The organism is Luteibacter anthropi (genome assembly GCF_011759365.1).
Lineage (GTDB): Bacteria > Pseudomonadota > Gammaproteobacteria > Xanthomonadales > Rhodanobacteraceae > Luteibacter > Luteibacter anthropi.
This window is the reverse complement of record NZ_JAARLZ010000006.1, coordinates 194,719-220,144: the sequence shown is the minus strand read 5'-3', so window position 1 is coordinate 220,144 and position 25,426 is coordinate 194,719. Positions and strand designations below refer to the sequence as shown.

At 61.1% G+C, this 25,426-nt stretch carries 30 protein-coding genes and 1 tRNA gene; 18 read left to right on the top strand and 13 right to left on the bottom strand.

From position 1 onward, the window contains the following. Positions 1–14 precede the first annotated feature (14 nt). From HBF25_RS12975 to HBF25_RS12945, 7 genes are all read left to right on the top strand, one after another. Positions 15–776, top strand: a complete 762-nt coding sequence (locus HBF25_RS12975) for a heme ABC transporter permease (protein WP_166949048.1) — start codon at positions 15–17, stop codon at positions 774–776. Then, positions 773–973, top strand: a complete 201-nt coding sequence (ccmD, locus tag HBF25_RS12970) for a heme exporter protein CcmD (protein ID WP_166949046.1) — start codon at positions 773–775, stop codon at positions 971–973. The genes HBF25_RS12975 and ccmD overlap by 4 nt, the downstream gene beginning before the upstream one ends. After that, positions 957–1,424, top strand: a complete 468-nt coding sequence (gene ccmE / locus HBF25_RS12965; RefSeq protein WP_166949043.1) for a cytochrome c maturation protein CcmE — start codon at positions 957–959, stop codon at positions 1,422–1,424. The genes ccmD and ccmE overlap by 17 nt, the downstream gene beginning before the upstream one ends. Then, complete coding sequence (locus tag HBF25_RS12960) at positions 1,421–3,379, top strand: heme lyase CcmF/NrfE family subunit (protein ID WP_166949041.1); 1,959 nt, start codon at positions 1,421–1,423, stop codon at positions 3,377–3,379. The genes ccmE and HBF25_RS12960 overlap by 4 nt, the downstream gene beginning before the upstream one ends. Then, positions 3,376–3,918, top strand: a complete 543-nt coding sequence (locus tag HBF25_RS12955) for a DsbE family thiol:disulfide interchange protein (RefSeq protein ID WP_166949039.1) — start codon at positions 3,376–3,378, stop codon at positions 3,916–3,918. Before HBF25_RS12960 ends, HBF25_RS12955 begins: the two co-directional genes overlap by 4 nt. An 86-nt stretch (positions 3,919–4,004) precedes the next feature. Continuing rightward, the gene (locus HBF25_RS12950) at positions 4,005–4,469 is read left to right on the top strand and encodes a cytochrome c-type biogenesis protein (RefSeq protein ID WP_243853210.1); all 465 of its coding nucleotides are present in this window, start codon (positions 4,005–4,007) and stop codon (positions 4,467–4,469) included. After that, positions 4,466–5,134, top strand: a complete 669-nt coding sequence (locus HBF25_RS12945) for a TPR domain-containing protein (protein ID WP_166949037.1) — start codon at positions 4,466–4,468, stop codon at positions 5,132–5,134. Before HBF25_RS12950 ends, HBF25_RS12945 begins: the two co-directional genes overlap by 4 nt. 14 nt (positions 5,135–5,148) lie before the next feature. On the opposite strand, the gene HBF25_RS12940 is transcribed toward HBF25_RS12945, so the two are convergent. Beyond that, positions 5,149–5,826 carry a TetR/AcrR family transcriptional regulator gene (locus tag HBF25_RS12940; RefSeq protein WP_166949035.1) on the bottom strand — a complete coding sequence of 226 codons (678 nt, stop codon included), beginning with the start codon at positions 5,824–5,826 and terminating at the stop codon, positions 5,149–5,151. A 69-nt stretch (positions 5,827–5,895) separates the two neighbouring features. Here HBF25_RS12940 and HBF25_RS12935 point away from each other — a divergent pair, with 69 nt between their 5' ends. From HBF25_RS12935 to HBF25_RS12920, 4 genes are all read left to right on the top strand, one after another. Continuing rightward, complete coding sequence (locus tag HBF25_RS12935) at positions 5,896–7,023, top strand: FAD-dependent oxidoreductase (RefSeq protein ID WP_166949033.1); 1,128 nt, start codon at positions 5,896–5,898, stop codon at positions 7,021–7,023. A 179-nt stretch (positions 7,024–7,202) separates the two neighbouring features. Further along, the gene (gene metX, locus HBF25_RS12930) at positions 7,203–8,306 is read left to right on the top strand and encodes a homoserine O-acetyltransferase MetX (RefSeq protein WP_166949031.1); all 1,104 of its coding nucleotides are present in this window, start codon (positions 7,203–7,205) and stop codon (positions 8,304–8,306) included. A 148-nt stretch (positions 8,307–8,454) separates the two neighbouring features. Continuing rightward, the gene (locus HBF25_RS12925; RefSeq protein WP_166949029.1) at positions 8,455–9,033 is read left to right on the top strand and encodes a cysteine dioxygenase family protein; all 579 of its coding nucleotides are present in this window, start codon (positions 8,455–8,457) and stop codon (positions 9,031–9,033) included. A 23-nt stretch (positions 9,034–9,056) separates the two neighbouring features. Then, positions 9,057–9,143 (top strand) — tRNA-Leu (locus tag HBF25_RS12920). Between the two features lie 631 nt (positions 9,144–9,774). On the opposite strand, the gene HBF25_RS12915 is transcribed toward HBF25_RS12920, so the two are convergent. Beyond that, positions 9,775–10,146: a hypothetical protein gene (locus tag HBF25_RS12915; RefSeq protein WP_166949027.1), complete on the bottom strand. Its 372-nt coding sequence runs from the start codon at positions 10,144–10,146 to the stop codon at positions 9,775–9,777. 477 nt (positions 10,147–10,623) lie between these two features. Here HBF25_RS12915 and HBF25_RS12905 point away from each other — a divergent pair, with 477 nt between their 5' ends. From HBF25_RS12905 to HBF25_RS12895, 3 genes are all read left to right on the top strand, one after another. Continuing rightward, the gene (locus HBF25_RS12905; RefSeq protein ID WP_166949025.1) at positions 10,624–11,037 is read left to right on the top strand and encodes a hypothetical protein; all 414 of its coding nucleotides are present in this window, start codon (positions 10,624–10,626) and stop codon (positions 11,035–11,037) included. A gap of 522 nt (positions 11,038–11,559) precedes the next feature. Then, the gene (locus HBF25_RS12900) at positions 11,560–12,735 is read left to right on the top strand and encodes a M23 family metallopeptidase (RefSeq protein ID WP_166949023.1); all 1,176 of its coding nucleotides are present in this window, start codon (positions 11,560–11,562) and stop codon (positions 12,733–12,735) included. 171 nt (positions 12,736–12,906) lie between these two features. Beyond that, positions 12,907–13,194 carry a hypothetical protein gene (locus HBF25_RS12895; RefSeq protein WP_166949021.1) on the top strand — a complete coding sequence of 96 codons (288 nt, stop codon included), beginning with the start codon at positions 12,907–12,909 and terminating at the stop codon, positions 13,192–13,194. Between the two features lie 296 nt (positions 13,195–13,490). Here HBF25_RS12895 and HBF25_RS12890 read toward each other — a convergent pair whose 3' ends face one another. Next, positions 13,491–13,916, bottom strand: a complete 426-nt coding sequence (locus HBF25_RS12890) for a hypothetical protein (RefSeq protein ID WP_166949019.1) — start codon at positions 13,914–13,916, stop codon at positions 13,491–13,493. Between the two features lie 161 nt (positions 13,917–14,077). Between HBF25_RS12890 and HBF25_RS12885 the strand changes: the two genes are divergently transcribed. Continuing rightward, complete coding sequence (locus tag HBF25_RS12885; RefSeq protein WP_166949017.1) at positions 14,078–14,218, top strand: hypothetical protein; 141 nt, start codon at positions 14,078–14,080, stop codon at positions 14,216–14,218. 113 nt (positions 14,219–14,331) lie between these two features. Next, positions 14,332–14,538 carry a DUF3606 domain-containing protein gene (locus tag HBF25_RS22425; RefSeq protein ID WP_166949015.1) on the top strand — a complete coding sequence of 69 codons (207 nt, stop codon included), beginning with the start codon at positions 14,332–14,334 and terminating at the stop codon, positions 14,536–14,538. A 1,089-nt stretch (positions 14,539–15,627) separates the two neighbouring features. Here HBF25_RS22425 and HBF25_RS12875 read toward each other — a convergent pair. Then, positions 15,628–15,879, bottom strand: a complete 252-nt coding sequence (locus tag HBF25_RS12875) for a hypothetical protein (RefSeq protein WP_166949013.1) — start codon at positions 15,877–15,879, stop codon at positions 15,628–15,630. 416 nt (positions 15,880–16,295) lie between these two features. Then, entirely contained in the window at positions 16,296–16,763 is a 468-nt protein-coding gene (locus HBF25_RS12870; RefSeq protein ID WP_166949011.1) for an Hsp20 family protein, read from the bottom strand. 234 nt (positions 16,764–16,997) lie between these two features. Here HBF25_RS12870 and HBF25_RS12865 point away from each other — a divergent pair, with 234 nt between their 5' ends. Beyond that, positions 16,998–17,267 carry a hypothetical protein gene (locus HBF25_RS12865; RefSeq protein WP_166949009.1) on the top strand — a complete coding sequence of 90 codons (270 nt, stop codon included), beginning with the start codon at positions 16,998–17,000 and terminating at the stop codon, positions 17,265–17,267. 405 nt (positions 17,268–17,672) lie between these two features. On the opposite strand, the gene HBF25_RS12860 is transcribed toward HBF25_RS12865, so the two are convergent. From HBF25_RS12860 to HBF25_RS12825, 8 genes are all read right to left on the bottom strand, one after another. Beyond that, the gene (locus HBF25_RS12860) at positions 17,673–18,128 is read right to left on the bottom strand and encodes a hypothetical protein (RefSeq protein WP_166949007.1); all 456 of its coding nucleotides are present in this window, start codon (positions 18,126–18,128) and stop codon (positions 17,673–17,675) included. A 1-nt stretch (position 18,129) separates the two neighbouring features. Continuing rightward, complete coding sequence (locus tag HBF25_RS12855) at positions 18,130–18,600, bottom strand: pyocin knob domain-containing protein (RefSeq protein WP_166949005.1); 471 nt, start codon at positions 18,598–18,600, stop codon at positions 18,130–18,132. 7 nt (positions 18,601–18,607) lie between these two features. Then, positions 18,608–19,294 carry a hypothetical protein gene (locus HBF25_RS12850; RefSeq protein ID WP_166949003.1) on the bottom strand — a complete coding sequence of 229 codons (687 nt, stop codon included), beginning with the start codon at positions 19,292–19,294 and terminating at the stop codon, positions 18,608–18,610. Continuing rightward, on the bottom strand, positions 19,294–19,566 hold the full coding sequence (locus HBF25_RS12845) for a hypothetical protein (protein WP_166949001.1): 273 nt from the start codon (positions 19,564–19,566) through the stop codon (positions 19,294–19,296). Before HBF25_RS12845 ends, HBF25_RS12850 begins: the two co-directional genes overlap by 1 nt. Then, positions 19,567–23,109, bottom strand: a complete 3,543-nt coding sequence (locus HBF25_RS12840; RefSeq protein WP_166948999.1) for a TipJ family phage tail tip protein — start codon at positions 23,107–23,109, stop codon at positions 19,567–19,569. Between the two features lie 58 nt (positions 23,110–23,167). Next, a complete protein-coding gene (locus tag HBF25_RS12835; protein ID WP_166948997.1) occupies positions 23,168–23,674 on the bottom strand; it encodes a Rha family transcriptional regulator in 507 nt (168 codons plus the stop codon). A gap of 145 nt (positions 23,675–23,819) precedes the next feature. Beyond that, entirely contained in the window at positions 23,820–24,506 is a 687-nt protein-coding gene (locus HBF25_RS12830) for a tail assembly protein (RefSeq protein ID WP_208392561.1), read from the bottom strand. A gap of 36 nt (positions 24,507–24,542) precedes the next feature. Next, on the bottom strand, positions 24,543–24,869 hold the full coding sequence (locus HBF25_RS12825; protein ID WP_166948996.1) for a hypothetical protein: 327 nt from the start codon (positions 24,867–24,869) through the stop codon (positions 24,543–24,545). A gap of 196 nt (positions 24,870–25,065) precedes the next feature. Between HBF25_RS12825 and HBF25_RS12820 the strand changes: the two genes are divergently transcribed. Continuing rightward, entirely contained in the window at positions 25,066–25,368 is a 303-nt protein-coding gene (locus HBF25_RS12820) for a hypothetical protein (protein ID WP_166948995.1), read from the top strand. Positions 25,369–25,426: the final 58 nt, after the last annotated feature.

Here is a 25,426-nt window from a genome sequence, read left to right as displayed (position 1 = left end):
AATGACGAGGGCCAATGGCTAACTGGGTTCCGCTATGGCTGCACCGGCTCGGTTCGCCCCCGGTGTTCTACCGCTTCGCGGGTGCCGTGCGCCCGTGGGCCCTCGGCCTTGCACTTATCCTGGGCGCCGTGGCGCTTTACGGCGGGCTGTTCGTTGCGCCTGCCGACTACCAGCAGGGCGATGCCTATCGGATCATCTTCATCCACGTGCCCAGTGCCTGGATGAGTCTGTTCATCTACGGCGCCATGGCCGTGGCCGCCTTCGTCGGTCTTGTCTGGCGGGTAAAGCTCGCTGAAACGGTGGCCATGGAGTCAGCCCCCATCGGCGCCGCCTTCACCCTCATCACCCTGGTCACCGGATCGCTCTGGGGCAAGCCCATGTGGGGCACCTGGTGGACCTGGGATGCCCGGCTCACCTCCGAGCTGGTGCTGCTGTTTATCTACCTCGGCATCGTCGGCCTTTACCACGCCTTCGAAGACCGCCGCCAGGGCGCCCGTGCAGCGTCGTTCCTGGTATTGATCGGCGCGGTCAACGTGCCCATCGTGCATTTCTCGGTGAACTGGTGGAACACCCTCCACCAGGGCGCCACCATCCGCCTGCTCGGTCCGTCGCACATGGATGCGAGCATGGTCTGGCCGTTGCTCACCATGATGCTCGCCACGAAGTGCTACTACGTGGCCAGCCTCTTCGCCCGCGTCCGCGCCGACCTGCTTGCCGCCGAGAGCGGCAAGGGCTGGGTGCGCGACCTCGCCCTCGGTACACAGGAGCGCGCATGAGCGGTTCGCTGGCCATGGGGGCCTACGGCTTCTACGTATGGACCGCCTTCGCGGTCTTCTTCATCGTCCTCCTGATCGATTCGCTGGCGCCCGTCGCCCGGCGCCGCCGCAACCTGCGCGATCTCCGCGCGCGGCTCGTGCGCCAGGAAAACCGCCGCCGGCCCGGAACCCCTTCAAGCAATGAATCCCACCCGTAAGCGCCGTCTGTCCATCGTCATCTCCATCGTCGCCGCCACCACCGTGGCGGTGAGCCTCACCGTGTTCGCATTGCAGCGGAACATGAACTACCTGTTTACCCCGAGCCAGGTACAGGAAGGCCAGGCCACGCAGTACCCCACCTTCCGCCTCGGCGGCATGGTGAAGGCCGGCTCCATCCAGAGGGCCGGCGACACCCTCAAGGTGAGCTTCATCGTCGTGGACGATGCCGGCGCCATGCCCGTGGAATACACCGGCATCCTTCCCGACCTGTTCCGCGACAACCAGTCCGTGATCGCCACCGGCCGCATGGCCGACGGCCGCTTCATCGCCAGCGAAGTACTCGCCAAGCACGACGAGAACTACATGCCCAAGGAACTGAAGGACGCCATGGCCAAGGCGCACGACAAGCGTCACATCGATGCGCCGGCCGACAAGGACGCGAAGAAATGATCCCCGAACTCGGCCAGTTCGCGCTGGTCCTGGCGCTGCTGCTGGCGCTCGCGCAGGGCATCCTGCCCATCATCGGCGCCTGGCGTGGCAATGGCGCGCTGATGGCCGTGGCACGCCCCGCCGCCGCAGGACAGGCCGTGTTCGTTTTCGCCGCGATGGCGATCCTCATCCACGCCTTCCTGGCGTTCGATTTCTCGGTGGCCTACGTCGCCGACAACTCCAACCTCGCGCTGCCCTGGTACTACCGGATCACCGCCGTCTGGGGTGCGCACGAAGGCTCGATGCTGCTGTGGGTGTTCATCCTCAACATCTGGTCGCTGGCACTGGCCGCCTTCAGCCGGCACCTGCCCGATGCCTTCGTTTCCCGCGTGCTCGGCGTGCTGGGCCTGATCGGCGTGGGCTTTCTCGCCTTCATCCTGTTCACCTCCAACCCCTTCCTGCGCGAGCTGCCGATGCCGGCCGACGGCGGCGACCTCAACCCCGTGTTGCAGGACCCGGGCATGACCTTCCACCCGCCCGTGCTCTACATGGGCTACGTGGGTTTCTCGGTGGCCTTCGCCTTCTCCATCGCCGCGCTGCTGGGTGGCGAGATGGAGCAGGCCTGGGTGCGCTGGGCACGTCCGTGGACGAATGTCGCCTGGGCCTTCCTCACCATGGGCATCGTCGCCGGTAGCTGGTGGGCGTATGCGGAGCTGGGCTGGGGCGGCTGGTGGTTCTGGGATCCGGTGGAAAACGCCTCGTTCATGCCGTGGCTGGTGGGCGTGGCCCTGATCCATGCCCAGGCTGTCACGGAGAAACGCGGTTCGCTGCCGGCGTGGACGGTGCTGCTGTCGCTGTTCGCCTTCTCGCTGTCGCTGCTGGGCACCTTTCTCGTGCGTTCGGGTGTGCTCACCTCGGTGCATGCTTTCGCATCCGATCCGCGCCGCGGCCTCTACATCCTTGGCTTCCTCATCGTGGTCATCGGCGGTTCGCTGTTGCTGTATGCGATCCGCGCGCCGAAGGTGGCCAATGGCAAGCCATTCTCCGCACTTTCGCGCGAGACCGGCATCATGGTCGCCAACCTGCTGTTCACCACGGCAGCGGCAATGGTGCTGCTGGGCACGCTGTTTCCGCTGATCGGCGATGCATTCAACCTTGGCCGCGTCTCGGTAGGGCCGCCCTACTTCGGTTTTCTCTTCGTGCTGCTCATGGCGCCTGCCGTGTTGCTGCTGCCGTTCGGCCCCTACCTGCGCTGGGGCCATGCCGAAGGTCGCCAGTTGACGACCATGGCCTTGCGTGCCGGCATCGCCGCCGTGATCTGTGCCCTTGCGGCCGCGTGGTTTGCCGACGGCAAGCTGCGTGCCGTTGCCGGTGTAGCCGGTGCGGTATGGGTGGGTGCGGGCACGCTGTCGTACGTGATCAAGCGCTGGCGCGAGATGCCGGCGGGCCGCCGCTACCCGGCGGAAATGGCCGGTATGCTCGTGGCTCATGCGGGCGTGGCGATCTTCCTGATCGGCGTGATGTTGTCCGAGTCGCTCAGCACCGAGCGCGACGTGCGCCTCGCACCGGGACAGACCGAAACCGTGGGCCGCTTCCAGTTCCGCTTCGAAGGCGTACGCGAAACCGAAGGCCCGAACTGGCAGGCCGATGAAGGCGTGGTCACCGTGATGCGCGACGGCAACACCATCGCCACCCTGCATCCGCAGAAACGCACCTATTCGCGCGGCCAGGTGCAGAGTGAATCGTCCATTGATCCGGGCCTGCTGCGCGATATCTACGTCGCGCTGGGCGAACCGATGGATGCGGCCCATCCCGAAGCGGCCTGGGCCGTGCGGCTTTATCACAAGCCCTTCGTACGCTGGATCTGGCTGGGCGGCCTGTTCATGATGGCCGGCGGCTTTCTGGCGGCGGCGGAGCGCCGTTTCCGTGCGAAGAAGGCACCTGCAGCGGCGCCTGTGGTGGAGAGCGTGGCATGAGTCGCCTGCTGCCCCTGATCGGCTTTCTCGTGCTGGTGGCTCTTTTCGGCTTCGGTATCTGGTGGAACACGCAGCACGACCAGCGCGAGATCGTCTCGCCGCTGATCGACAAGCCGGCACCTGCATTCGTGCTGCCCGTGCTCGGTGAGCCCGGGCGTAGCGTGGACAAGGCATCGCTGCTGGGCAAGCCGTATTTCGTGAATGTCTTTGCCAGCTGGTGCATCGAGTGCGTGCATGAACATCCGCAGCTGCTGGGTAGCATGCGGCAGCTTGGATTGCCGTTGATCGGATTCAATTACAAGGACGATCCGGCGGAAGCCACCGCGTGGCTTGCCCAGCATGGCAATCCGTTCGACACGATCGTCGCTGATCGCGATGGTCGTGCCGGCATCGATTTTGGCGTGTATGGCGCACCGGAAACCTTTCTCATCGATGGGCGCGGCGTGATCCGGTACAAGCACGTGGGGCCGATCACGCCTGAGGTGATCGAGGGGGAGATCCGGCCTGCACTGGCGGCGCTGGCGAGGGAGCGGTCGTGAGGCGTGCCGGGATATCCGGTCGCGCGCGAGGCGCGCTCCTACAGGGGACTCGTCGCATTTGCGCGCGACCCTTGCGACATGGCGGCTTGGGCAGGAGCGCGCCTTGCGCGCGACCGTTACTCGCGCTGGTCTTTCTGCTCGCCCTGTGGCCCGCCCTGTCCCTGGCCCAGGCCATCCAGCCGCTCCCCTTCCGCGACCACGCCGAAGAGCTGCGCTTCCAGAAACTCAGCACCGAACTGCGCTGCCCCATGTGCCAGAACGAAACCCTGGCCGACTCCAACGCGCCCATCGCACACGACCTGCGCCGGCAGATCTTCGAAATGATGCAGGCCGGCAAGAGCGACAACGAGATCAAGGCCTACCTCGTCGACCGCTACTCCGACTTCGTGCTCTACAAGCCACCCGTGCGCCCATCCACATGGCTGCTCTGGTTCGGCCCGCTGGTACTGCTTGCCATCGGTGGCGGCGTGGTCTTCGTGCAAGTGCGTCGTCGCGCCCGTCAGCAGACCAGCGCCGTCATCGCACCATCTGACAACGGGGACGACTGGTGACCCTTGCGTTCTACCTGATCGCCGCGGCGATGCTCGCCGCCGCCCTCGCCCTGCTGCTGGTTCCGCTCGTGCGTCATGGACGCAGGCAAGGACGTCCGCGCGGGCCGTTCGTCATCGCGGTCGTCGTCGCCATCGCACTACCGGCTGCCAGCGTGGGCATCTATGCACTGGTCGGCAATCCGCAGACGCTCGCCGGTGTCGAACCGGCGAAGGAACTGACCGTGGACCAGGCCATCGCCGGCCTGCGCGACCAGGTGAAGGCACACCCCGACGACGTCACCGCCTGGGTGATGCTCGGCCAGGCCTATGCGATGCTGAAGCGGCCCGCGGATGCGCGCGATGCCTTTGACGGCGCACTCAAGGCCGATGCGAAGAACGCCACCGCCATGATCGGCTGGGCCGAAGCCGATTCACTGGTGCGCGACGATCATCGCCTCGACGGCCGCTCGCGCGAACTGCTCGAATCCGCGCTGGCCCTCGATCCACAGAACCAGCGCGCCCTGTGGCTGCTCGGCATCAGCGACTTCCAGCAAGAGCGCTTCGCGGAGGCGTCCGCCACATGGAAAAAACTACAACCGCTGCTGGACCCTGACTCGAACGTGGCACGTGCCGTCGCAAAACAGATCGAGCTGGCGGACGAGCGCGCAGCTTCCGCGCCACACTGATCACCTGCGTGACATCAACCGGATGATGCCCCGCCGATTCCTCCGAGGATGAGGTTCACGCCGGCAAGGAAATCCTCGCGGTCGTCGTGCGCACTCATGCGCGTGGCGATGCCGCGCGTGAACGGATAGTCGTCCGCATCCAGTTCCGACCACGCTTTCGCAACGTCGGCCAGCAGGCTCGCACGATTCATGCTCTGCGCGCGCGCCAGATACATATTGGTCGCATGCTGGCTACCGACGCCGAGGATGTAACTGAGCAAGACGGAGACCGTCGACCACTGCTCGGCCTCAGGCACACCCAGCGCACATACCGACTGGCCCAGGCGTTCGAGGATGCGCACACCCGGCGACTGGCCGGGCGCCATCGTCAGCGCCGAACCGATCCACGGATGCGCCGCGATGGCGTCGAAGACGCCCAGGGCCACCGCACGGATCGTGGCATCGGGTGCAGCCTCGCTGGCGATGCCTTCCAGCGTACGGGCCATGAGGGCATCGCAGGCCGCCGTCAGCAGGTCACTCTTGTCGGCAACGTGCCAGTAGATCGCGCCCGGCCCCGTTGCCAGCCGCTCGGCGAGTGCCCGGAAGGTCAGCCCGGCCTCGCCGCTGGCATCCAGCAGCTCGATCGCGGCGTCGATGATGCGTTCACGGGAGAGGGAGTCCTCGCGACGCTGGGGGTTCGGTTTTCTAGCCATGGCCTATCTTGACATCAATGGAACGACGTTCCAATATTTATGGAACGACGTTCCATTGAATCCATTCCCATGACTCCTTCCATCGCCATCGTCGGTGCGGGCCTCGGTGGCCTGCTGCTGGCCCAGGTCCTTCGCATGCACGGCATGGCCGCCACCGTTTACGAGGCCGAGGCATCCCCTGCCTCCAGGAGCCAGGGCGGCATGCTCGACATCCATCACGACACCGGACAGCCCGCGCTTGTCGCGGCGGGGCTCGCCGAGGCCTTCCGCTCCATCGTGCATATCGGCGGCGAAGCCGCACGCACCCTCGACAGACATGGCAACGTGCTGCTCGACCAGCCGGACGATGGGCATGGGCAGCGCCCGGAAGTGCCTCGCGGTGACTTGCGGCGCATCCTGCTCGACGCACTGCCTGCCGGCACGGTGCGCTGGGGAAGAAAGCTCACCGAGGTGTTCCGGCAGCACGATGGGCGCCATGCCCTGGTCTTCGCGGACGGCAACAGCGTCGCGGCCGATCTGGTGGTGGGCGCCGATGGGGCGTGGTCGAAGGTCAGGCCGCTGCTGTCCACGGCCACGCCGGCCTATGCGGGACTGTCGTTCGTGGAAACCTGGCTGCACGACTGCGATAACCGCCGCGCTGCAAGCGCCCGGGCCGTCGGCAGCGGGGCCATGTACGCGCTGGCGCCCGGCAAGGGCATCATGGCGCACCGCGAGCCGAATGGCGTTCTGCATACGTATGTGGCCTTGCAGAAACCGGAAGCCTGGTTTTCACGCATCGACTTCTCGCGCCCGGCAGAGGCAGCCGCACGCATCGCCGACGAATTCATCGGCTGGGCGCCCGAATTGCGCGCACTGATCACCGATGGCGACATACCAGCCGTGCTTCGCCCCATCCAGACGCTACCCGCAGGCCATCGCTGGGATCGCGTGCCTGGCGTGACCTTGCTGGGCGATGCGGCGCACCTGATGCCACCATCGGGGGAAGGGGCGAATCTGGCGATGCTGGATGGCGCCGAACTGGCCAGGGCGATCGTTGAGCATCCAGGGAATCTCGATGCGGCGCTGGCGGCGTATGAGGCGGTGCTTTTCGAGCGCAGCGCAATTGCGGCCATCGAGGCACAGGAAAGCCTGGTCACCTTGTTCGGCGATAACTCCCCCCACAGCCTGGTGGCATTCTTCAACCAGCACACCATGTAGGAGCGCGCCTGCGCGCGACCGTTTGATACGAAAACCCCGGCCGTTCTCGCCGCGAACGGTCGCGCGCAAGGCGCGCTCCTACAACAGGCAAGGCGGTCGTGGGGTGGACGCGTTCGACGGGCAAGACGGTCGTGGGGTGGACGCGTTACGCTTCGTGCTTTCCAGGAACGAGCGATTCCATGGGCGACGCACGCCGATACCATGACCTGTCCTCTCCCTTCCGCATGAAACGCGGTGGCGAACTGCATGGCGCACGGGTGGCCTACGAGACCTGGGGCACGCTGACCGAAGCGAAGGACAACGCGATCCTCATCCTCACCGGCCTGTCGCCCAGCGCGCACGCCGCCTCCAACGACATCGACCCGTCACCGGGATGGTGGGAGGACATGATCGGCCCGGGTCGCGCATTCGACACCGATCGTCACTACGTCATCTGCGTCAATTCGCTGGGCAGCGACAAGGGTTCCACCTGCCCCGCTTCGCTGAACCCCGCTACCAGCCTGCCCTATCGCCTCGACTTCCCCGAGCTCTCGCTGGAAGATGTGGCCAATGCAGCCTACGAAGTGGTGACCGGGCTCGGCATCGACACGCTCGAATGCCTCACCGGTTGCTCCATGGGCGGCATGAGCGCGCTGGCCTACATGATCCTGCACCCGGGCTCGGTCCGTACGCACATCAGCGTCGATACCGCGCCACAGGCGCAGCCCTTCGCCATCGCCATCCGCTCGCTGCAACGCGAGGCCATCCGCCTCGATCCGCAGTGGAACGAAGGCCAGTACGACGGCGAGCAGTGGCCGGAACACGGCATGAGCATCGCGCGCAAGCTCGGCGTCATCACCTACCGTTCGGCCATGGAATGGAACGGACGCTTCGCCCGCATCCGACTGGACCCCGAGCAACGCGAGGAAAACGAACCCTTCGGCTTCGAATTCCAGGTGGAGTCCTACCTCGAAGGCCACGCCCGCCGCTTCAACCGCCAGTTCGACCCGAACAGCTATTTGTACCTGTCGCGCGCCAGCGACTGGTTCGACGTCTCCGAATACGGCGAAGGCGACGTCATGCGCGGCCTGGGCCGGATCGCGGTGGAGCGGGCCCTGGTGATCGGCGTCAGCACCGACATCCTGTTTCCCCTGGAACAGCAGGAAACCATCGCCAAGGGCCTGGAAGCCGCCGGCGCCGGGGTCGAATTCGTGGCGCTCGACTCGCCCCAGGGCCACGACGCCTTCCTGGTAGACATCGAAAACTACAGCCGGGCCATAGGCGACTTCCTAAACTCCCTGTAGGAGCGCGCCTTGCGCGCGACCGGGATAACGAATACGCGCAGCCCCGCAGCCACCCCACCCGCTCACAAAGGCGCACCTCCACAGGGGCTGGTATCATCGAAACCGAGCCGCGTCCCCGCGTGGCACCGCTTTGAAGAGGTCAGCACCCATGATCACGGTCGAGTTTCCTGGCTGTCGCAAGCTCATCGATGCCATCGATGCCTCCGTCGCCCAGCCCACCACTCCCAAGATTACCGACACCCTGCGCACCAGCCTCTGCGAGCTGATCCGCTCCCGCGAGGTCGAGCTTCCGGCCTGCGTGCTCGAGACTGCCGGCGACCATTACGCCCGTCGTGAGCTTTACCGCAGCGACGAGCATGGCTACAGCGTGGTCGCCATGACCTGGGGCCCCGGCCAGGGCACCCTCATCCACGACCACAGCGGCATGTGGTGCGTCGAGGGCGTATGGAACGGCGCGCTGGAAATCGTCCAGTACGAGCTGCTCGGCCACGACTCCGACCGCTACCAGTTCCGCCCCGTCGGCTCCATCCAGGCCGGCCCCGGCTCCGCTGGCAGCCTGATCCCGCCGCACGAGTACCACACCATCCGCAACCCCAGCGGCGATTCGGTGGCCGTCAGCCTGCACATCTACTCGGGCCGCATGACCCAGTGTGCCGTGTTCAATCCGGAAGGCGACGACTGGTACCACCGCAGCGAACGTCAGCTGGGTCTCGACCAGGTCCACTGATTCACGCATAATGCCCGTCCCGCGCCGGAATGGCGGAATCGGTAGACGCAGCGGACTCAAAATCCGCCGCCCTTAAAAGCGTGTGGGTTCGAGTCCCACTTCCGGCACCAAAGACTTACGCGTTTTTTTGAACTTCGCGTTGGTCCGCAATTCGATAGTTGGTCCGCAATTATTCCGGGAACGGAAGTCGCGAGCTTTGATACTTGCTCGCTCGACAATGGACCCATGAAACGAATCCGCCCCTCCCTGTACGCCGCCCGCGCTGCTGCCGGCGGCCGTGACGCCAGCCACGCGACCCGGGTGCACTTTCCCAACGCGGCTACTGCCGCAAGCACTACCATATGAGCCCCAGCCATGGGGCGGCAAGGTCAGCGGATAGGCTCGACCAACTCGGCCCCTTGGTTGCGTGGATTGCTGACCGCCTTGGTGACAGGGTGATAGGCCAGCTCGGCGTACCGCCTAGTGATCGAGTCCTTGCTGGGTTTCAGCCTCGAAGGCGGCAAGATCCGCACGCACCGTGCGCCTCAACATGGAAAGCGTATGAGTTGATGTATCGGCATGGACGGCGACGTATGTGTTTCACTTACGACAGCGGGAGAGCATGTCCTCGTCACGCCATCCCTTGATGGACAGTCCATCGAAATCGGCCTGAGTGCCCTGACAGATGACGGTCGGGAACATCGGGCGGGAGTTGTACATGCGTCAGCCAGATGATGTGCGGGCACACCGGGCTCGCGTGCGTCAGGGTGTCGACATCTTTACGGCAGACAAGCTCACACCAAGCCGCTGTCGTACCTTTGCCAAGGCAGCTGTGTCGGCCTCCACCAGAACGTGCCATCCCCGCTCGAATGCCGCCTTATCGGGATTATCCGCATCGGGCCACCTGAAGGTTTGCCTGCTCAGCTCGCATGGCTGGCATCCGCTTGCCTGGGAGCCGCTGATTATCAGCGTAGTGCCGGGTGCATTTGGCCCCTCGGGCGCGCTCTTCAGCTGGAACACGAGTACCGTCGTCCAGGGCCCCTCTGGAAGGGAGTACGTATCCTTGCTTTCGAGACGGAACCCGGACTGCTCATAGGACTCGATGTACGCCTGTTCCAGGGCTTCAGGAGACATGCCGAAATGAGGCACCTCGGTAACAGCACGACTCTCGGCGTCGGACACTTCACTCACGAGTAAACCCACGGTCAAATTGAAGGCCAGGAAAAGCACACAAGACCGCATGTGACACCCTCCGTTTTTAATGTCTCTAGTCCGACGGGGCGATGAGTCCCGCCTAGTCAGGCGGCTCGCGCACGGCACTCTTAGGGAAGCGCGGCGGCGGTAATACTAACTGACTATACCGGCACTCCTACGCGTGAGCCATTGCCCCTTCGTTACTGTCGCCCCCCTTTACCTGTCACTCGCGTCTGAAACCGTGTCATTATCATCCATCATGCGCATTCCGCTTATTCTCGCGGCCTAGAAGCCCTCTGGTGCGTATATCAATAGCTGGATCGAGCTCCGCTGGGACGTAACGAGAACGGCATCTGGATGCGGAGACACGATGAGTACTCGCAAATGGGTAAGTGAGTCTTGAGGAGAAGCCGGAGCATGGCATTTCAGTTCCACCCGACCTTGGGCGCGGTTGACGAAACGCGCCAGATTATCGTGACCTCATCGGCACGGTTCTACGATGACCTCATCAACCGACTGCACTACACATACATTCATGACGACATGACGCTGGAATTCGTCGCTGTCACCGATACAACGCATATTCCCGGAGCCAAGGCTCTGCCGGGAAGCGGCTATATACAGAGCTGGACCACAGCAAGTCATGTCGACGAGATCTTGCTTCGCGCCGCTTTCGCGGAGGCAATCTATCCGAAGCCGCCGGATGAAACACGTTACGTCAGCATCAGGAACAGCCTGCGTGAGGGGCTATTCGTCCTGGTGACGCGAGGTGGCACCTATAGCGGCGTGTCACCCGATTTCGTAGTCGATTTCAATTGCAGCATCGATTAAGTCCCCTTCTGCCTGTGATTGTCTTCGCCGGTTCCGTCGAGCGGATCACCTGAAGCGTCGGAGTCGCGAGGGCGGGTCGGATCGCGAGAGTCCTTAGGTGTATCGTCTTGCCCTGGATGCTTCTGAGGTGGATTCTTTTCGTCAGCCATAGCGTCTAGCTCCGCCGCGGCGGAGCTAGACGAGCTAGCCATGGCAGCTGAGAAATCGCGCGAGCTCTTAGGCCAAAACGGAAGTAAGTCCCAGACGGGACTCGGCGGTGCCATCATCAAAGTGGCCGACGAGCTGGGCGCGTTAAGCATCGATTGATGTCTGGCGGCGCGCCCTATCGCGGTGGCTGCTGCACCAATGACTGGTCGCGCGCTGCCGACACGACTTCGCTGCCAGAGATCAGAGCACCAGCGACCAGTGTGCTCGCGTTACAACCGGGGCCTGACTTTCGGCACTCACGCCGAAGGTAGTACACGTGGAGGCTAGCGTTGAAGTGAAACTTTTCAGGCGTCAATGCGTGTAAAGGAGATTTCAATGAGAAGATCTGTAGGGGTAACTGATTTGTTATGCACTCTGATGCTGTCCATGGGCGTCACGGTGCCGACCCTTGCAGTGGCGCAGATCCATAGCACTGGTGGCGTGTTAACTGCTGCGCCAGTAGTTCGAGACTGGCCGGTTGAGGTGTGGGCGCGCGTCGGTTTCGAGCCGACGTGGTTTCATGCCGATGGGGGCGACTCAAAGACGCTGTATGAGGTCTACCTCACGAACTTTTCCGACAGCCCTATGCCGCTTACGGGTATAGAGGTTCATGACGCAGCCCAGCCAAAGGCGAAAGCCTTGGCGACGTTCACCGGTAGCGCACTCACTTCGATGACGAAAATCCTCGGGAGCAGCGCTTCGGAGAAGCGGACTGCTCCTGTCATTCCAGCTGGCGGAACGGCCATCGTTTTTATTTCAGTAAATCTCCAAGGCACTGAATTGCCCGAGCAACTAATCCATCGCATATCGATTGGCAGGACGGCCACCGATGGGGCAAGGACGCAAGTGAGCCACGCAAAACTACTGGTTCTTGACAGTCCCCTCGAGGGAAAGGATTGGGTTGCGCTGGATGGGCCCAACGAGGATCCGGAAAATCACCATCGTCGTGGAGCGTCCATCATGGATGCAGAAGTCGGCATTTCCCGTCGGTTCGCAATCGACTGGCAGCAGCAGATACATGGCTCGGCCTTCAAGAGTGACGAACACAACTACCGCGCGTATTATTGCTACGGTCGCCCGGTTCTGGCAGTTGCGGATGCCGTGGTGGTCGCCTCACGCGATGGTATGCCTGACAACCCACCTGGACACGGCGATGCCTTTCATCCGGCGCTTCCCGAAACAATGGATGTGGTGCCTGGCAATGCCATCATCCTCGACCTTGGCGGCGGTCTTTACGCGCACTACGATCACCTCAAGCCCGGAAGCGTAAAGGTCCGTGCGGGAGACCGTGTTCGCCCTGGTCAACTAATCGCCCAGGTAGGCGCGTCAGGCGATGCGCGAGAACCCCACCTACATTTCGAAGTCACGAACTCGATTACGCCGAGCAAAGGCGAAGGTCTGCCATATCTTTTGAGGTCATATACGGCCGTCCAGCCGGACGGAACCGAAACAAGACGACAACGGGAATTGCCTACTGGCGGAATGACTGTCAAATTCGACGAGCCTCGCTAGGTATCGAAGGAGCGCGACGCCAGTTCGACCGCCTCGTGGCCAGACGCAAGGACCTGCGCGAGTCTTCCGTTTACGCGGTCGATTTCAGAAATGTGCCGCAATGCATGATTCATGCGACCAAGGGCTCACTTACGCCTGCGTTTAATCCAGATGGTCCGCGATAATACCGCCATGAACGAGGCGGCCCTGGGTAGCGGCTTCGACAAGGTGCGGTTTCGAGTCAGCCTTATCGCGTCGAAAGAGGATGCACTGGGTTACGAGGCGCTCGTCGTCGCCGCGGCCCGTCTTGTGCATATCCTGGTCCCGGTCGGCACCCGCCCAGCGACCAGATACGTCGCAGCTATGCTTCGGATCGAAGACGAACTCGACGCGATAGGGTTCACCTCGCCGCGGCGCCTGCGGTCCCAGTTGAGCCCAGCTGCCTACCTCAACATGAATCCTGCATTGGCGATGTCATAGACCGCGAACTCGACACATGCCCGGGCCCGATAGGGCTCCGGAAGTGAACGACAGAGCGCATCTAAGAGATAGGTCTTCACGACCTTCCCATCCAGCATTATCAGATAGCCGTTCGAGTCGCAGGCTGCTGTATACGGCGCTGCGCCGCCTTTGGGTGCACATCCACTGTTCATAGCGCCCTCCTGAGCTGAGAATGCCGGGGAGGCCGGCAGCCTTCCTCCTCATCACGGTGCGCCACGTTCAGTTACCGGAGTGTTATTCCATTCAAACCGCACTCGATGCGGGCCTATGCATAGCTACGCTTCAGCCTGGAACTCGAGCTTCACGGGCCTCGCGCAGGCCATCGGCAGGCCTGCTATCGGTGATGGCGCGTGGGCGCTCCAGGCCTGAACCACCCTGCCTTCTTGGTCATTGATTTCGAAAGTGTCGATGAACCCGCCTCGCGGGGAAGCCTTCACGCTAAACGTGCAGGATTGCATCGATAGCGCAGCTGGGTTAGGACGTGAAGGCAAATAGAGAAGGCCAATGATCCGGATTGGAGGATTCGGGCCGAGTCGCTGCGGCTCCGAAGATGCTTGATTGCCGCCTTCGTTGAGATAGGCCTCCTCCGCCGCCTGATCGTCCTCGGGAAGCGAGGGAGCTCCTTCCGGCTCAGAGGAACTACCATGTTCCCCCAGGTTTGGATCGGGCTGGCCGCCAACGGCTGCGATGCTGCTTTTCATGATTGATCCTCAGAGAATCGAACCATGCGCTGCGACGCGTGATTTCCAGGCGATGAACCAAGGTCACATGAGATTCGAACTCTCACCACAAAGCTAACGATAAACTCTGGCCACCCTCACGTCACTGCGCCCAGTGTCGAGACTCCCTAAAGGAGATCGATATGAACGACGAAAAGAAAACTAGCGCACCTGGCCAGAGTACTGGCAACGACAAAAAGTCTGCTGATCCGCAAAAGCACGGTGATCAGTCGAAGCATCAATCCCCGCAGAAAAACGCGGACGATAGCCACTCGAAGAAGTAAGTTCGGTTTGTAAGGGCGGCGGTCGAGCGCCGTTTCTTCGAGAAACCATTTGCATGAAGGACTCGGCGCCCGTCTAATTCCGGTGCCACTGAAATCGAACGTGGGGCACCGAAATGAACGTCGTTGGGATCAATACCACTGACCTATCGAAAATACGGATCGATATAAATCAGGCTACCGACCTCCGTTACTGGATGAGGAATCTGGGCGTCACGGCACATGAACTCTGTCTTGCGGTTGCCGCTGCAGGTGATGTGCCGACCGACGTCCGCGCGGAAATTCGTCGGCGAAGGCGGATGTTTGCCCCAGATAGGGCATAGATATTCCTAGGAAGATAATCGACGAACGTATGCTCATAACAGGCAGCGATTGGATCTTCGCGAATTGGCAGTCAATGGACGTTGTTCCGCCTGAAGCGTCCAAACCCCTGGACTGCTGGAAGCGCTGTCATCCTCACTTTCTCCTACGGAGGTCCCTAGATTAGTCCTCTGGCGGCGAGTCCGACGCCGCCTGACCATCTAGCGAATTAAGGGCCGTGAGGGCCGATTCACCATATTGCCGCGCGTATAGAAGGGCGCCGGACATCGTGTCAAGTGAATACGTCGCCCGCCACCGGAGTGCAGGCCGCTGAGTCTCAAGGTCGGTTATGAGCACCCGAGGGACGAATCCGCCCTGGTGCTCTTCTGCATCCCAAATGAGCGTGTATCGGAAGTGCATGATTCGATGACCGGTAACTAGTCCAGTGCTATACGGACTTTGGGGCTTGCCGGATGCATGATGCTGCACACACTCGCTACGAATAGTCGACCGCTCAGGAAACCCGCCGCCGCACCTCAATAGGATCATTGCCGATGTTAAGCATCATGCAACGCGATTGTTTTATTCAAAAACATCAATGCTAGGGAACCAACATGCTAGACACTAGCCCTCCCCCTCGGCGATCGGAATGCCAGACATATAGCACGCCCTATTCATCTTTGCGCTAGCCGCCCGCAGGGTCTATGCCTAGCCTTCCATCAGATGAAGCGCCGGATAAAAGAAGCCTGCTACGACAAGGAAGGAGCTAGGGTCGCCTCCAGGAGTTCCTCGCGCGAGGCCTCTGCCTTCGATTGAGCGTATGCTAGAGCCAGTGCCGCAGTTGGAAAAATCGACTTTCCTTGCCAGGCATCTACCACCTTCCCGGCCTCATCGAATATCTCGTAGGAACCAACAAAGCCCTCCCCTACGGACCGCACGAAGTAGGAGCAGGTGAGAGATTGTCCGGACATTGACGTCTTCCTCTTTGCTCCGTCTGTGAACCCCCAGCCTAGCCCAATGATCGCTACGAAATAATTAATGCCCTTCAGCGCCTATATGCCTTTTCGGCAACACAAACAGATAGGCGAGCCATTGACGAGCCTGCCCGCGATCTATCGCAAAATCGGTGACACGTCCGCACGCCGTTGACCGCCCGACTGCTTAGGCTGTGTCGGCGACACCCGGCCCAGGGTTATGTTCTTGGATGCCCTGACTTCTTTGTTGGCGAAGGTCCAGATTTCACCACTTTCCGTTATGAGCACTGTCCAGTACAGGTCAGATTCGGGACCGTAGTCGATCAGAAAATGCGCGAACCCTTCGCCTTTGGGAGTGTTCATAGGCAGTGGCGGATTTAACTGAAGCATGGGCGTCTCCTCTTTTTTTGGATTACCCACCTTCAGTTGTCACGACCTAGTGAATCCACCGTTGAGGGTCCCATGCAGCTCGCCCGCACCCTTCGCCATCAAACGTAGGGACGCCATCCTTTACAATGGCGATCAACACCAGGATACACAGCCATTCCCTTATTCGCTCCCTGGCATCGCCCAAGCCCACCTTCCGGGTTAATGGCGTCCGGCTCAAAGTGTATGCAATCCACGCATTCACGACGCAATTGCCCGGACCTCCCGTTCTTCTGCGCCTCCAGCCACGCAAGGCCGTCCTCGGTTACGCCTGGTGATCGTGAAAGCCTGTGAGACATTATCTATTCTTCAAAACGTCCCGCAGGGGAGCCCCCTGCGGGACAAAAATAGCGACCGAAATCTATGTCTAGAACGAAGAGTTACGCAGTTTCAGTACGAAGCTGCCGGATGGCAGCTGCTCCCTCGGACTCGTCGACGTCGATGGGTATCCGACGTGGCTTCATTGCATCCGGCACCTCTCGCTGCAAGTCGACAGACAGCAGTCCATTGACCAGGCGCGCGCCAACAACACGGACGTGCTCAGCGAGTTCGAAGCGACGGCTAAATACCCGCGCCGCGATACCACGGTGCAAATATTCACCCTCGGTATCGCGCTTGCGTTCACCACTTACAATCAGTGAGTTGTCTTGGGTGGATACCGCAAGCTCGTCTTCACTGAAACCAGCGACGGCTAGGGTGATGCGATATCGATCCTCGCCCAGCTTTATCGAGTCAAAAGGCGGGTAGTTATCTCCCCGGGTCCGCGCGGCCGATTCGAGCAGATCGAAGACCCGATCAAAGCCCACGCTGGATTGGTGAAGCGGTGTAAAGTCAAGAAGAGTACGCATGGCCATATTCTCCGTAAGCAACATGGGAATGGGTTCTCTGGGTCGTCCACCTTTGGACGGCCAGGCCGGCCCCTTAGCGACCGGCAAGTCTCAGCTGTGGGCGCTGAAATCTCTTTCAAGCGGACCCATTCAGCTTCCATTTAATCACTCAAATGAGGTACTTACGAACCCCATCCCAGTGCTCTTGGAACATTTGCGTTACAGTCGAATTGGAATTATCACGTGAGTTGCGCTGTGGGTACGCAAGCCAATAGGAAGAAGAACTTCGCTCTAGTTACACGTGAACTGGAAATCGCAGGCCATGTGACGATCGGCTCCCAAGTCGAAGCTCTTGGCAAAGCTGTTTCAATTGAAAAATTCGAACGTCTACGTGCGGGTGGTGATGTATCGTTCCATTTTGCCCGCACCATCGAGCATGCGCTCAAGAAGCCCAAGAGGTGGATGGATCGCGCACCAGCTGACGACGTGGTGGGCGCCGCAGTAGACAAAGAGCAGGGTTCCTAGTCCCTTCCCGAACGAAATTGGAGCCGCAAGCAACAAGCTTATGCTTGTAACCATGCTCGGGCAGCGCGAGCGCCATCGATCGTGCCGATCAGGTGGACGCACCCGCCGATGACGGGGCGCCAGATGATCGGAACACGAATGGATGGGTGGGCCATGCCGGCGAGGCTACAACGGATCAGTCTCACATCGAGTGATCGGCTTCACCGCTATCTGAAACATTTCATGTCACAATAACCTGACGTTCGTAGGGGGAGCTTAGACCCAGGCAGGGGGAAAGGTGATGGGAACTGCATCTTCAGAAGAGAAATCGGGCGCCTATCTGCGAATGAAGATTTCGTCGCGAACACTGCGCGCCCTGGTCGAGCTTAAAAATGACATTGCCGCCATCAGGCGCCGAGATCGTGCTCAATTCTCAACAGCTGGAGTATCCGCTTGTTGGGAGAGCGAATCCGGCAACCCTATGGATGGCGCAAAGGAACCTACGTCCGGCAGTGCAGGCGGCAGGTAGTCGATCGCGCCCGACACGCCGATACGGACGGTCATCATGTACACCACGTCCTTTGGCTCTCGACTCTCAGGGTCAACGCACTTAATCACCACGGCCCCGTCTTCTTGGACGAGGGCAACTCGGACAGTGTTCTCACTATTTTCGTTCTTGAAAATCTCTACTTTCCAACCGTCGAGCCACCGCGCACCAGGTGCCGTGATTCGATACACGCCGACATCTATCCGCTCTAGTCGCACGCCAATGGCAGTGAAAGGCACTCCGAGTGTATCGCCGACAGCCGGCTGATGATCGCCATCCGGAACGATGGTCCCGTTTGGCAGAAAATTGAAGATCACAACACCATCAATGTCCATACTAAAGTGCCTTTTTAATGAATTGATTGGAATCAACCGTCGTATTGCCAGTATGCCACACGCGGCACCATGGACCCCAACCGCCACCCGCTCCGCGGTAATAGCGGAACGCCATCTCGTTACCCGTCACGCTCTGCGCAAGCTGCGTGTAATCGGACGAGCTGTAGGACAGTACGGTGACCGTGCCGTAAGCCTGGTTGGTTGGCAGCGTGCCTGGGGTCGTCGCGATGAACCTATACACCGCCGATCGGTTGACCCCATCGATGCTGGAAATGGCAGGCAGCTGCGCCGTACCCCAGCCCACGGTATTGAGCAGGGTGCCAACACCGTCTGCCGACGATTGAGCGTTGGCGGCGGCCTGCAGCGCGCCAGCTATCCGGCCATCTAGATCAACGCAGTTGTTGTCGAGCTTACGCAGGGCTCCCGTGGTGTCGTCGCCGTCAAGGGCGAAATTGGGTCGTTGCTGTGGCATACAAACCTCAGTAATTGGTGACGTCAACGAGCATCACGATGCCGTTCGGAGAATTGTCGTAGTTGGGTAGGCTCGGACCATTGCTCTTGATAGTGGCTGCAATGATCTGATCGATGCGAAACCCCGTCGGAAGCACTGATGCACCGGTAAACCTTAGGGACGCGTTCCACGTCCATTCGATTTGCCCAGGATTGCCTATCGGAGAAACAGCCGACATCAGTCCTGTGACCATCATGATGGTTGCCCAAGTCCTCGCTTCGTAGCCATCGAATGCCACGCTCGCCATGTACGTCGGGACCAGGTCCCGTGCCCGTAGGTACTTCTGCAATGCGTCGAACGTGAGCCGACCAGAAGCATCAAATACCTGGAGCCCATATTTTGAGCCGATATCAATCGGTCTATCGAACACATACCATTGCAAGCTCTGGCCGACATTCGATTTGGCGGTGATGAGATGGAAAATCCAATTCGCCCCGGATTGCTCCACGTACCATAGCGCCACGGGGAATGCAGACCTGTACGCGAGCAATGGATATTCCCCGGCAATTGTCACCGTGAGAGTCGCTGAATCTCTCGGATCGGACTCGTAAGTCGCAAACGTGGCCGAACCCTTCCCGCGCAAAGCAAGGCTAGCGAAAGACTCATCGACCTGCACCGCACCAGAATCGCCGATAATTTGCAGGCCGGTAGGCATCAGAACGTCCCGTAGGCAATCAAAAAAGGCATATTTGCCGATGTGTAGGTAATAGTGGTTCCGTCAATGGTGATCTGCGGCCCAAGGCTTCCTATGTTTGCAGCCCCCAGCACGATCGCATTTGCCCACGGCCGCCCCAGACGTAGCCCGGCATCGGAGATAGATCCCCCTTTCTGGTTCCCCGGCACCACATAGAAAACGCGTCCAACGCGTGTCGTTTGATCCAGGATGACGTTTCCGGCCTCATCAAAGCACTGAAGTCCCTGTGGCATTTACGTCCACCTCCCTAGGCGGACACGCAAAGTTCCGTTGGGATCGTAAAAGTTCAGGGACTTGGCGGTCAGCTCAGACGACCCTGTTGCGTCTGCACTGCGCTGGACGAAGCCGGTCGTTTTGTTGAGCTCCCATATTGGCCTGCCCAAGCTGTCTACGGCAGTCGCCTGGATCGAGTTGCCGATCATCGCGTCCGTGATCCAACCCTTGCCGATCAATGCCTGCGAGAGGAACAGCTGCCCACCCTGAAATACAAAGGGATAAGTGGTCGATCCGCCTGCCGAGGAACCGATAATGGCGAACGTATCCACCGTCACCAGGAACTGCGATTGCACCGTGCCACCGCTGTTGTCGATGCCAAGGCCAAAACCCGCCTGGTAGTACTTGCCATCCGACGTAACACCCACCTTGGTGACAACCGAGGCAGACACCTTGCCGTCGAGGGTAGCCTGCGCCTGCTGGATCGTCTGGATCTGTGCCGAGTATGCACCCACCTGCGCGGTCAATTGCTCCGTCTTGATGGCTTGGGCGAGGTCGCCATCGACGCGCGCGACGGAGTATGTGTAGATCCCCGCCTTGCGTACATTGGCCCCCGCCTTCGTGCTGTCGGCGCCGGCCTTCACTGGGGGCGCCGAGGAAACTTGCAGCTCACTGATCTGGTTGGCCTGATTCGCCTGCGTCTGTTGCAAGTTGGTGATCGACGCAGTGTGCTGGCCGACCATGGTCCCAAGCTGGCTAAGCTGTGTAGCTTGCTCTCCAGTCGTGCGCTGCAACGTCACGATGTTGTTCTCGGCGTCTCCGGTGCGCGTGGTCAGCCTGCTGACCTGGGCGGCCGTGTCGTCCGCTTTCTGGCTGACCGTCGTGATAAATGATCCGAGGCCCTGGTCGGCGGACTGCCGGTCCAAAATCTCCTTGGCGATGTCCTGCGCGTTTTTGACGATGTCCTTGGCCTGCTGTTGCACCTGCCCGGCCACACCGTTTGCGGCATCGATTTCGGTCATCAGCTCCTTTTGCAAGGCACCCCGCCCGATGGTGTTGCGCCAGTAGTCCTGCAGGGCATCGGGGTCCGTGACGCTCTGCCCGTTGACCGCACCGGTGGGCGGGTAAAACGGTCCGACATTGCCGGCCTTGTCCACGATCCGCCCCCAGAAAAACAGGGACGCGCCGGCTGCGAGTCCATGCAGCTCGGTGTGATCGCCGGGATAAGCGTAGTCGCCCATCTTGTAGGCCAGCGTGCCGGCGACATCCGGGCGCACTGCCGACGTGCTGGCAAAGATCTCCGTGCGCTGCGTGTCACTCGCCCCCTCCGGGAATGCCCAATCTAGAGCTATGCCGAAGGGCAGCGCCGTCGCCTTGAGGCTCACCAGTGCCGGCGGCGAACCCGTCTTGCCGGTGACCGCCGTGGGCTGACTGAGCGCGGCGAGCGACGGCGTATTGCCGTTGTTGAACGCGGTCACCCTGGCCACATACGTGCCCGTGTAGATCCCCACCACGTCCACCGATGTCGTGGCCACCGTGCCCGCCTGGATCCACTGGCCGCTGTCCTTCTGCCACTCAACTTTGTAGAGCGCGGCGCCGGCCGCAGCGGTCCACTCGATGGTCATCACGTTGTTGGCGATGCCCTGCTCTACCACCTGATGCGACGATATCCGGACATTGGTCGGCGGCACCTGCGTCCCCACCGGCAGCTTGCTGATCGGTGGAATCTGGATCTGCGCACCGTCGTCAATGTGGGCGAATTTGCTCGCGTTGTGCTGGATCGCGCTGATCGTGAATTGGATCTTGTCGCCGGAAGTGTCCTCCGTCACCGACAGCACCCGGAACGTCTGCAGCGCCAGGGTGCCGCTCTCCACGGACCAAACCGATTGCGCCACCGGAATCTCGGTGAAACCCTGGGAGACGTAGAGATCGCGCCCGTCGATACGGCTGATCGTCCGCGTCTCGGAGAGGCCGGTGGGCCGCACGACGGTGAGTGTGTCGCCGACGGCCACCTGATCCGGCGACCGGTCCACGGTCACCATGCCGGCCGTGGCTGCGCTCAGGCGTCCGCCCTGCCTCGCGCCTGATCGGTTGGGGTCCTGCACGGTGATGATCTGCCCGGGTGCCGCGCGCAGGCCGTCCAGGCCCACGGCAAACGTCACCGAGTCGGTCTCGACCTGGCTCGTCGTGATCGCCCAGAGGCCAGCGCGGTGCGCCTGCCCCTGGCTCGTGCAGCCCATGGCCACCAGCTCGACCTGCTGCAGGCCGTAGCGGGCAATGGCTGCCGTGTCCTCGACGTACTCCACGGCCTGCTTATAGCTATTCGCTGGGTCGTTCCAGGTGACCAGTGCCGCCGAGCACCGCGTCTTCCGTGCGCTGCTCTGGTACGTGAATCGGCCGCCGATGACGTTCGCGGCGGTGTACGGATACACCGGATCCGCAGGCATGTCGGCCACGGTCGTCAACGAGCCGCCCATCCAGTAGCTCACGCCGCGCACGATGGAGGCGAGGTCGCTCAGGAGTTTGAATCCATCCTGCCGAGTCTGGAGGTACGCGCTGCAACGAAATCGCGGCTCCTGGCCTCCCTTGCCGTCGCCGACCAGCTGGTCGCAGTACTGCGCGATGCGATACAGCTCCCATTTGTCGACCAGCGACGCATCGATACGGTCGCCCAGGCCGAAGCGGTTGTTGAGGATCATGTCGTACAGCACCCAGGCCGGGTTATCCGTCCAGGCGGGTTTCAGCGTTCCATCCCATGCACCGGTATACGCCCGCGTCTGGGGGTCGTAGTTGCTTGGCACGCGGATGATCCGGCCCCAGCAAACATAAGACCGGGCTGGTACGTTGGAAAACTGCGAGGCGTCCCCGCTGATCGCCACGTAGGCGGTGTTCGGATAGCGCAGCTTGGCGTCGATGATCTCCGTGATCGAGACGACGCGAGTCGTGTCCGCGATAGTCGCACTGTTGGCATTGGCCGTCAGCCGGCGCACGCGCACATTCCAGCCGGTCGTCGCCGCTGGCAGGTCGATCCGGTGCGTGCGCTGGTACGGGGCGGACGCCTTGCCGTTGAAGGCGCTATTGATGACCGTCTGCCACGCGCCGCCGTCAGTCTGCACGTCAATGGAGTATGCGATCAGATAGCCGTTGATGTCACCGTTCTTGGTGTTGCTCTGCTGGATCGAATCGACCTGCAGCGTGATGGCGACCGCCGACAGCTCGCGGTTCGAGACAGCACGCACCCACGGCGTGGCCGACTTCAGCTCCGTCGAGATGCCGATCTCGTTCTTCACGTCACCGTAGCCCGGCACATACGTCTGGTCCTGCGTGCCGGTACGCTGCTGGACCGAGACGCTCGTGAAATTCAACGTGCCATCGGCATTGGCCACGGGCGTGCCGTCGAGCTTCACCGATTGCAGACCGTTCACCAGTCCGCCGATCTCGCCCTCGGACAGCGCGTCCTCCACCTGGAAGTATGAGATCGAGCGGAGGGTGTCGGGAGCCTCTACAGGCGTGTGGGCGCTGCCGCCGCCCTTGGCACCGGTGATGAAGTGCTCGTATCCCATGCGGGCTCCATAAAAAAACCCGCTCAAGGCGGGGTTTAGTCAGCGAAGGAATCGGGAATCAGCCAGTGAGACGGAACATATCCGGCGCGAACGCGTTCTCCAGTGACGCTCGGCGAGTGCGGAGACCCGGAAGCGCTCTCTTTCGATCAAGCATGAGTTTGCTTCCGAAGGATGCCCGGACCCGCGAATCGGCATCTTCGAGCTGTACCTTCTGAAGTTCCTGCCAGACCGTCATGGAATATGCTGCCCCTGCTTGCCGTGCACGGCCGAAAGCCCGCACCAGTTCGACCTTGAGCGAGCGAATCAATGGCGTGTTTCGACTGAAGGAGAGAAGTAGATAGCACTGGTCTTCGTTGAGCAGCGCCGTCTCCCGCTTCTGAGCACCACCAGCCGTATCGAAGGATCGCGTCTCAAACGCGACCCTTCCAAGCTCCTTGAAGTCACTGGCGTATCGACGAACCATGCCCAAAACGTTCTTGTGCTGGATGCCGAGCCGCTGGGCCAGTTCCAAGGAGCTCGCGCGCACGTCGCTATCGTTCATCACCAAATGGATCACGTTGCTCATGGGGTCTCCAGCCTCTCCAAGAGAAAGGAATACGCGGCCAGCCCGGCATAGGAGAGATAGCCAGGTCTTCGGCTGTACGGGCCTAGGCTGCGCATAAAAAAAGCCCGCATAGGGCGGGCTTTGGAAAATGAATGACGGGATGTGGTCAGTCCGGGTCGTACGGCGTCAGCTTCTGCGATCCATTGGCGGTCCCCAGCCCGACATTCGAGGGCCGGGAGCTGTAGTCCATGGCCTCAATGCCAGCCGAGATCACGACACTACCGATCTCCATCGGGCCGCCGTAGAGCACCGGCACGCAGTTGCCCTGCGCCGTTGTGTTCACTGCGCCGTTGAAGATGTCGGATGCCTGATTTTCGGGGGAGTCGGCTGGCTTCCGAGCCTTGGGCTGGGGGCTGAGCATCTGGACTACGCCGCCCACTGCCAGGGCAAGGCCGGTTGTCGCTACGGCGCCTCCCCACAGGCCGTTTGCAGTAAACGCCGCTGCGATGCCGCCAGATGCGATCGAAGCAACGGTGATTAAGGCGGCGCCAAGAATGACTTGTAGGCCGCCAGCCTTCGCGCCAGCAATCGCAGGCGAAATTCTGATGAAGCCTCCAGCTGATTCGCCAACCTGGTCAAGCCCGATGTTCTTCTGGGAAGTTGCGGTCCCGGTAAAAATTGCTACACCAACGCCGTCACGCTCCATCTTCAACAGCAACGAACGGGCTGCGGGAAATTGGCTAAACCACCATCTCATTGCTTCGCGTGGTGAATTCGTGTCGAGAAATACCCGGTGCTCTCGTCCGAACTTCTTAGCCAGCATTCCTGAAAAACGAATCGTCGTTGCGCTCACATTTTTCTCCAAAAAAAAGCCCCTTACGGGGCTTTGTTAGATGCATTGCTTTAGGACTTCAGCTCTTCGCTTCTTTCGTGATTCAAAGATCCCTCCAGAGAAATAAAGGGAAGCGGTGTTCTCGGTTATATCGACTATCTCGAGAGGAGGGCCGCCTGCGGGCGAAATGACGGTCAAGCGGCCGTTGCCCTCTTGAATCATGACCATCGAAGGACCGCCGAAGGACTGTTCCTGCCACCCATCTCGGACGCATTCAGCTACCTGCTTCGCGGCCTTCGTCGCCTGGAAAGTCGCATATGCCGGCTTCTGACGAATTTCGGAAATCGTTGAGCACCCGCTCAAGGCGACGAGCGCCAGAGACATCCACACTTTCCGCATCTCAATCTCCTTCCTGTGCTGAGAAGCCGATTCTACCCAACCCGCGCGAAGGCCGCATTTCGGCAATTTCTGTAGGTGTTGGCCTACAGATCGAAAGCAATGCCGCCCTTACGATGATGGGCCGGACGCCCGAGCGTGGTTGCTAGGGGGCGGGACCGGACTTACCTACAGGGAGAGAAGAATGGAAAGCAACAGCAACGACGCGCTTAATCACCCCGAAAACCTCGCCGCTTTCGCAAAGGGCACCCTTTTAGCCATCGAGACTCTAGGGGCAATCGTCCAAGGTTTGGCCGAGGCGGTTGGAATGCCTGACATGCCTCTTGGACAGATCACCAACGTTCAGCGTGAAATTGTTCCAAACCTTGCTCCCACCGGAGATGCGGGAAAGATGTTTGAGGCAGCTCTCCTCCGCCTGAGGCATTCAGTTGAATTGGTCAAGCAGGTCCAGTCCGAAGCGCGGGGTCAAGGTGGCGGTGCGTCATAACGCCATCGAGATAGTCTCGAAAAGGTAGCTCACCACCCGCGCGACTCACCGAGAATTT

Coding starts and splice junctions, on each gene's coding strand:
- HBF25_RS12905 (WP_166949025.1), top strand. CDS start 10,624: ATGGCATTTCAGTTCCACCCGACCTTGGGCGCGGTTGACGAAACGCGC.
- HBF25_RS12900 (WP_166949023.1), top strand. CDS start 11,560: ATGAGAAGATCTGTAGGGGTAACTGATTTGTTATGCACTCTGATGCTG.
- HBF25_RS12940 (WP_166949035.1), bottom strand. CDS start 5,826: ATGGCTAGAAAACCGAACCCCCAGCGTCGCGAGGACTCCCTCTCCCGT.
- HBF25_RS12885 (WP_166949017.1), top strand. CDS start 14,078: ATGAACGACGAAAAGAAAACTAGCGCACCTGGCCAGAGTACTGGCAAC.
- HBF25_RS12935 (WP_166949033.1), top strand. CDS start 5,896: ATGACTCCTTCCATCGCCATCGTCGGTGCGGGCCTCGGTGGCCTGCTG.
- HBF25_RS12820 (WP_166948995.1), top strand. CDS start 25,066: ATGGAAAGCAACAGCAACGACGCGCTTAATCACCCCGAAAACCTCGCC.
- HBF25_RS12955 (WP_166949039.1), top strand. CDS start 3,376: ATGAGTCGCCTGCTGCCCCTGATCGGCTTTCTCGTGCTGGTGGCTCTT.
- HBF25_RS12915 (WP_166949027.1), bottom strand. CDS start 10,146: ATGTCTCCTGAAGCCCTGGAACAGGCGTACATCGAGTCCTATGAGCAG.
- HBF25_RS12845 (WP_166949001.1), bottom strand. CDS start 19,566: ATGCCACAGGGACTTCAGTGCTTTGATGAGGCCGGAAACGTCATCCTG.
- HBF25_RS12875 (WP_166949013.1), bottom strand. CDS start 15,879: ATGCTTCAGTTAAATCCGCCACTGCCTATGAACACTCCCAAAGGCGAA.
- metX (WP_166949031.1), top strand. CDS start 7,203: ATGGGCGACGCACGCCGATACCATGACCTGTCCTCTCCCTTCCGCATG.
- ccmE (WP_166949043.1), top strand. CDS start 957: ATGAATCCCACCCGTAAGCGCCGTCTGTCCATCGTCATCTCCATCGTC.
- HBF25_RS22425 (WP_166949015.1), top strand. CDS start 14,332: ATGAACGTCGTTGGGATCAATACCACTGACCTATCGAAAATACGGATC.
- HBF25_RS12960 (WP_166949041.1), top strand. CDS start 1,421: ATGATCCCCGAACTCGGCCAGTTCGCGCTGGTCCTGGCGCTGCTGCTG.
- HBF25_RS12870 (WP_166949011.1), bottom strand. CDS start 16,763: ATGCGTACTCTTCTTGACTTTACACCGCTTCACCAATCCAGCGTGGGC.
- HBF25_RS12850 (WP_166949003.1), bottom strand. CDS start 19,294: ATGCCTACCGGCCTGCAAATTATCGGCGATTCTGGTGCGGTGCAGGTC.
- HBF25_RS12860 (WP_166949007.1), bottom strand. CDS start 18,128: ATGGACATTGATGGTGTTGTGATCTTCAATTTTCTGCCAAACGGGACC.
- HBF25_RS12890 (WP_166949019.1), bottom strand. CDS start 13,916: ATGAAAAGCAGCATCGCAGCCGTTGGCGGCCAGCCCGATCCAAACCTG.
- HBF25_RS12840 (WP_166948999.1), bottom strand. CDS start 23,109: ATGGGATACGAGCACTTCATCACCGGTGCCAAGGGCGGCGGCAGCGCC.
- HBF25_RS12835 (WP_166948997.1), bottom strand. CDS start 23,674: ATGAGCAACGTGATCCATTTGGTGATGAACGATAGCGACGTGCGCGCG.
- HBF25_RS12925 (WP_166949029.1), top strand. CDS start 8,455: ATGATCACGGTCGAGTTTCCTGGCTGTCGCAAGCTCATCGATGCCATC.
- HBF25_RS12975 (WP_166949048.1), top strand. CDS start 15: ATGGCTAACTGGGTTCCGCTATGGCTGCACCGGCTCGGTTCGCCCCCG.
- HBF25_RS12895 (WP_166949021.1), top strand. CDS start 12,907: ATGAACGAGGCGGCCCTGGGTAGCGGCTTCGACAAGGTGCGGTTTCGA.
- ccmD (WP_166949046.1), top strand. CDS start 773: ATGAGCGGTTCGCTGGCCATGGGGGCCTACGGCTTCTACGTATGGACC.
- HBF25_RS12825 (WP_166948996.1), bottom strand. CDS start 24,869: ATGTCTCTGGCGCTCGTCGCCTTGAGCGGGTGCTCAACGATTTCCGAA.
- HBF25_RS12855 (WP_166949005.1), bottom strand. CDS start 18,600: ATGCCACAGCAACGACCCAATTTCGCCCTTGACGGCGACGACACCACG.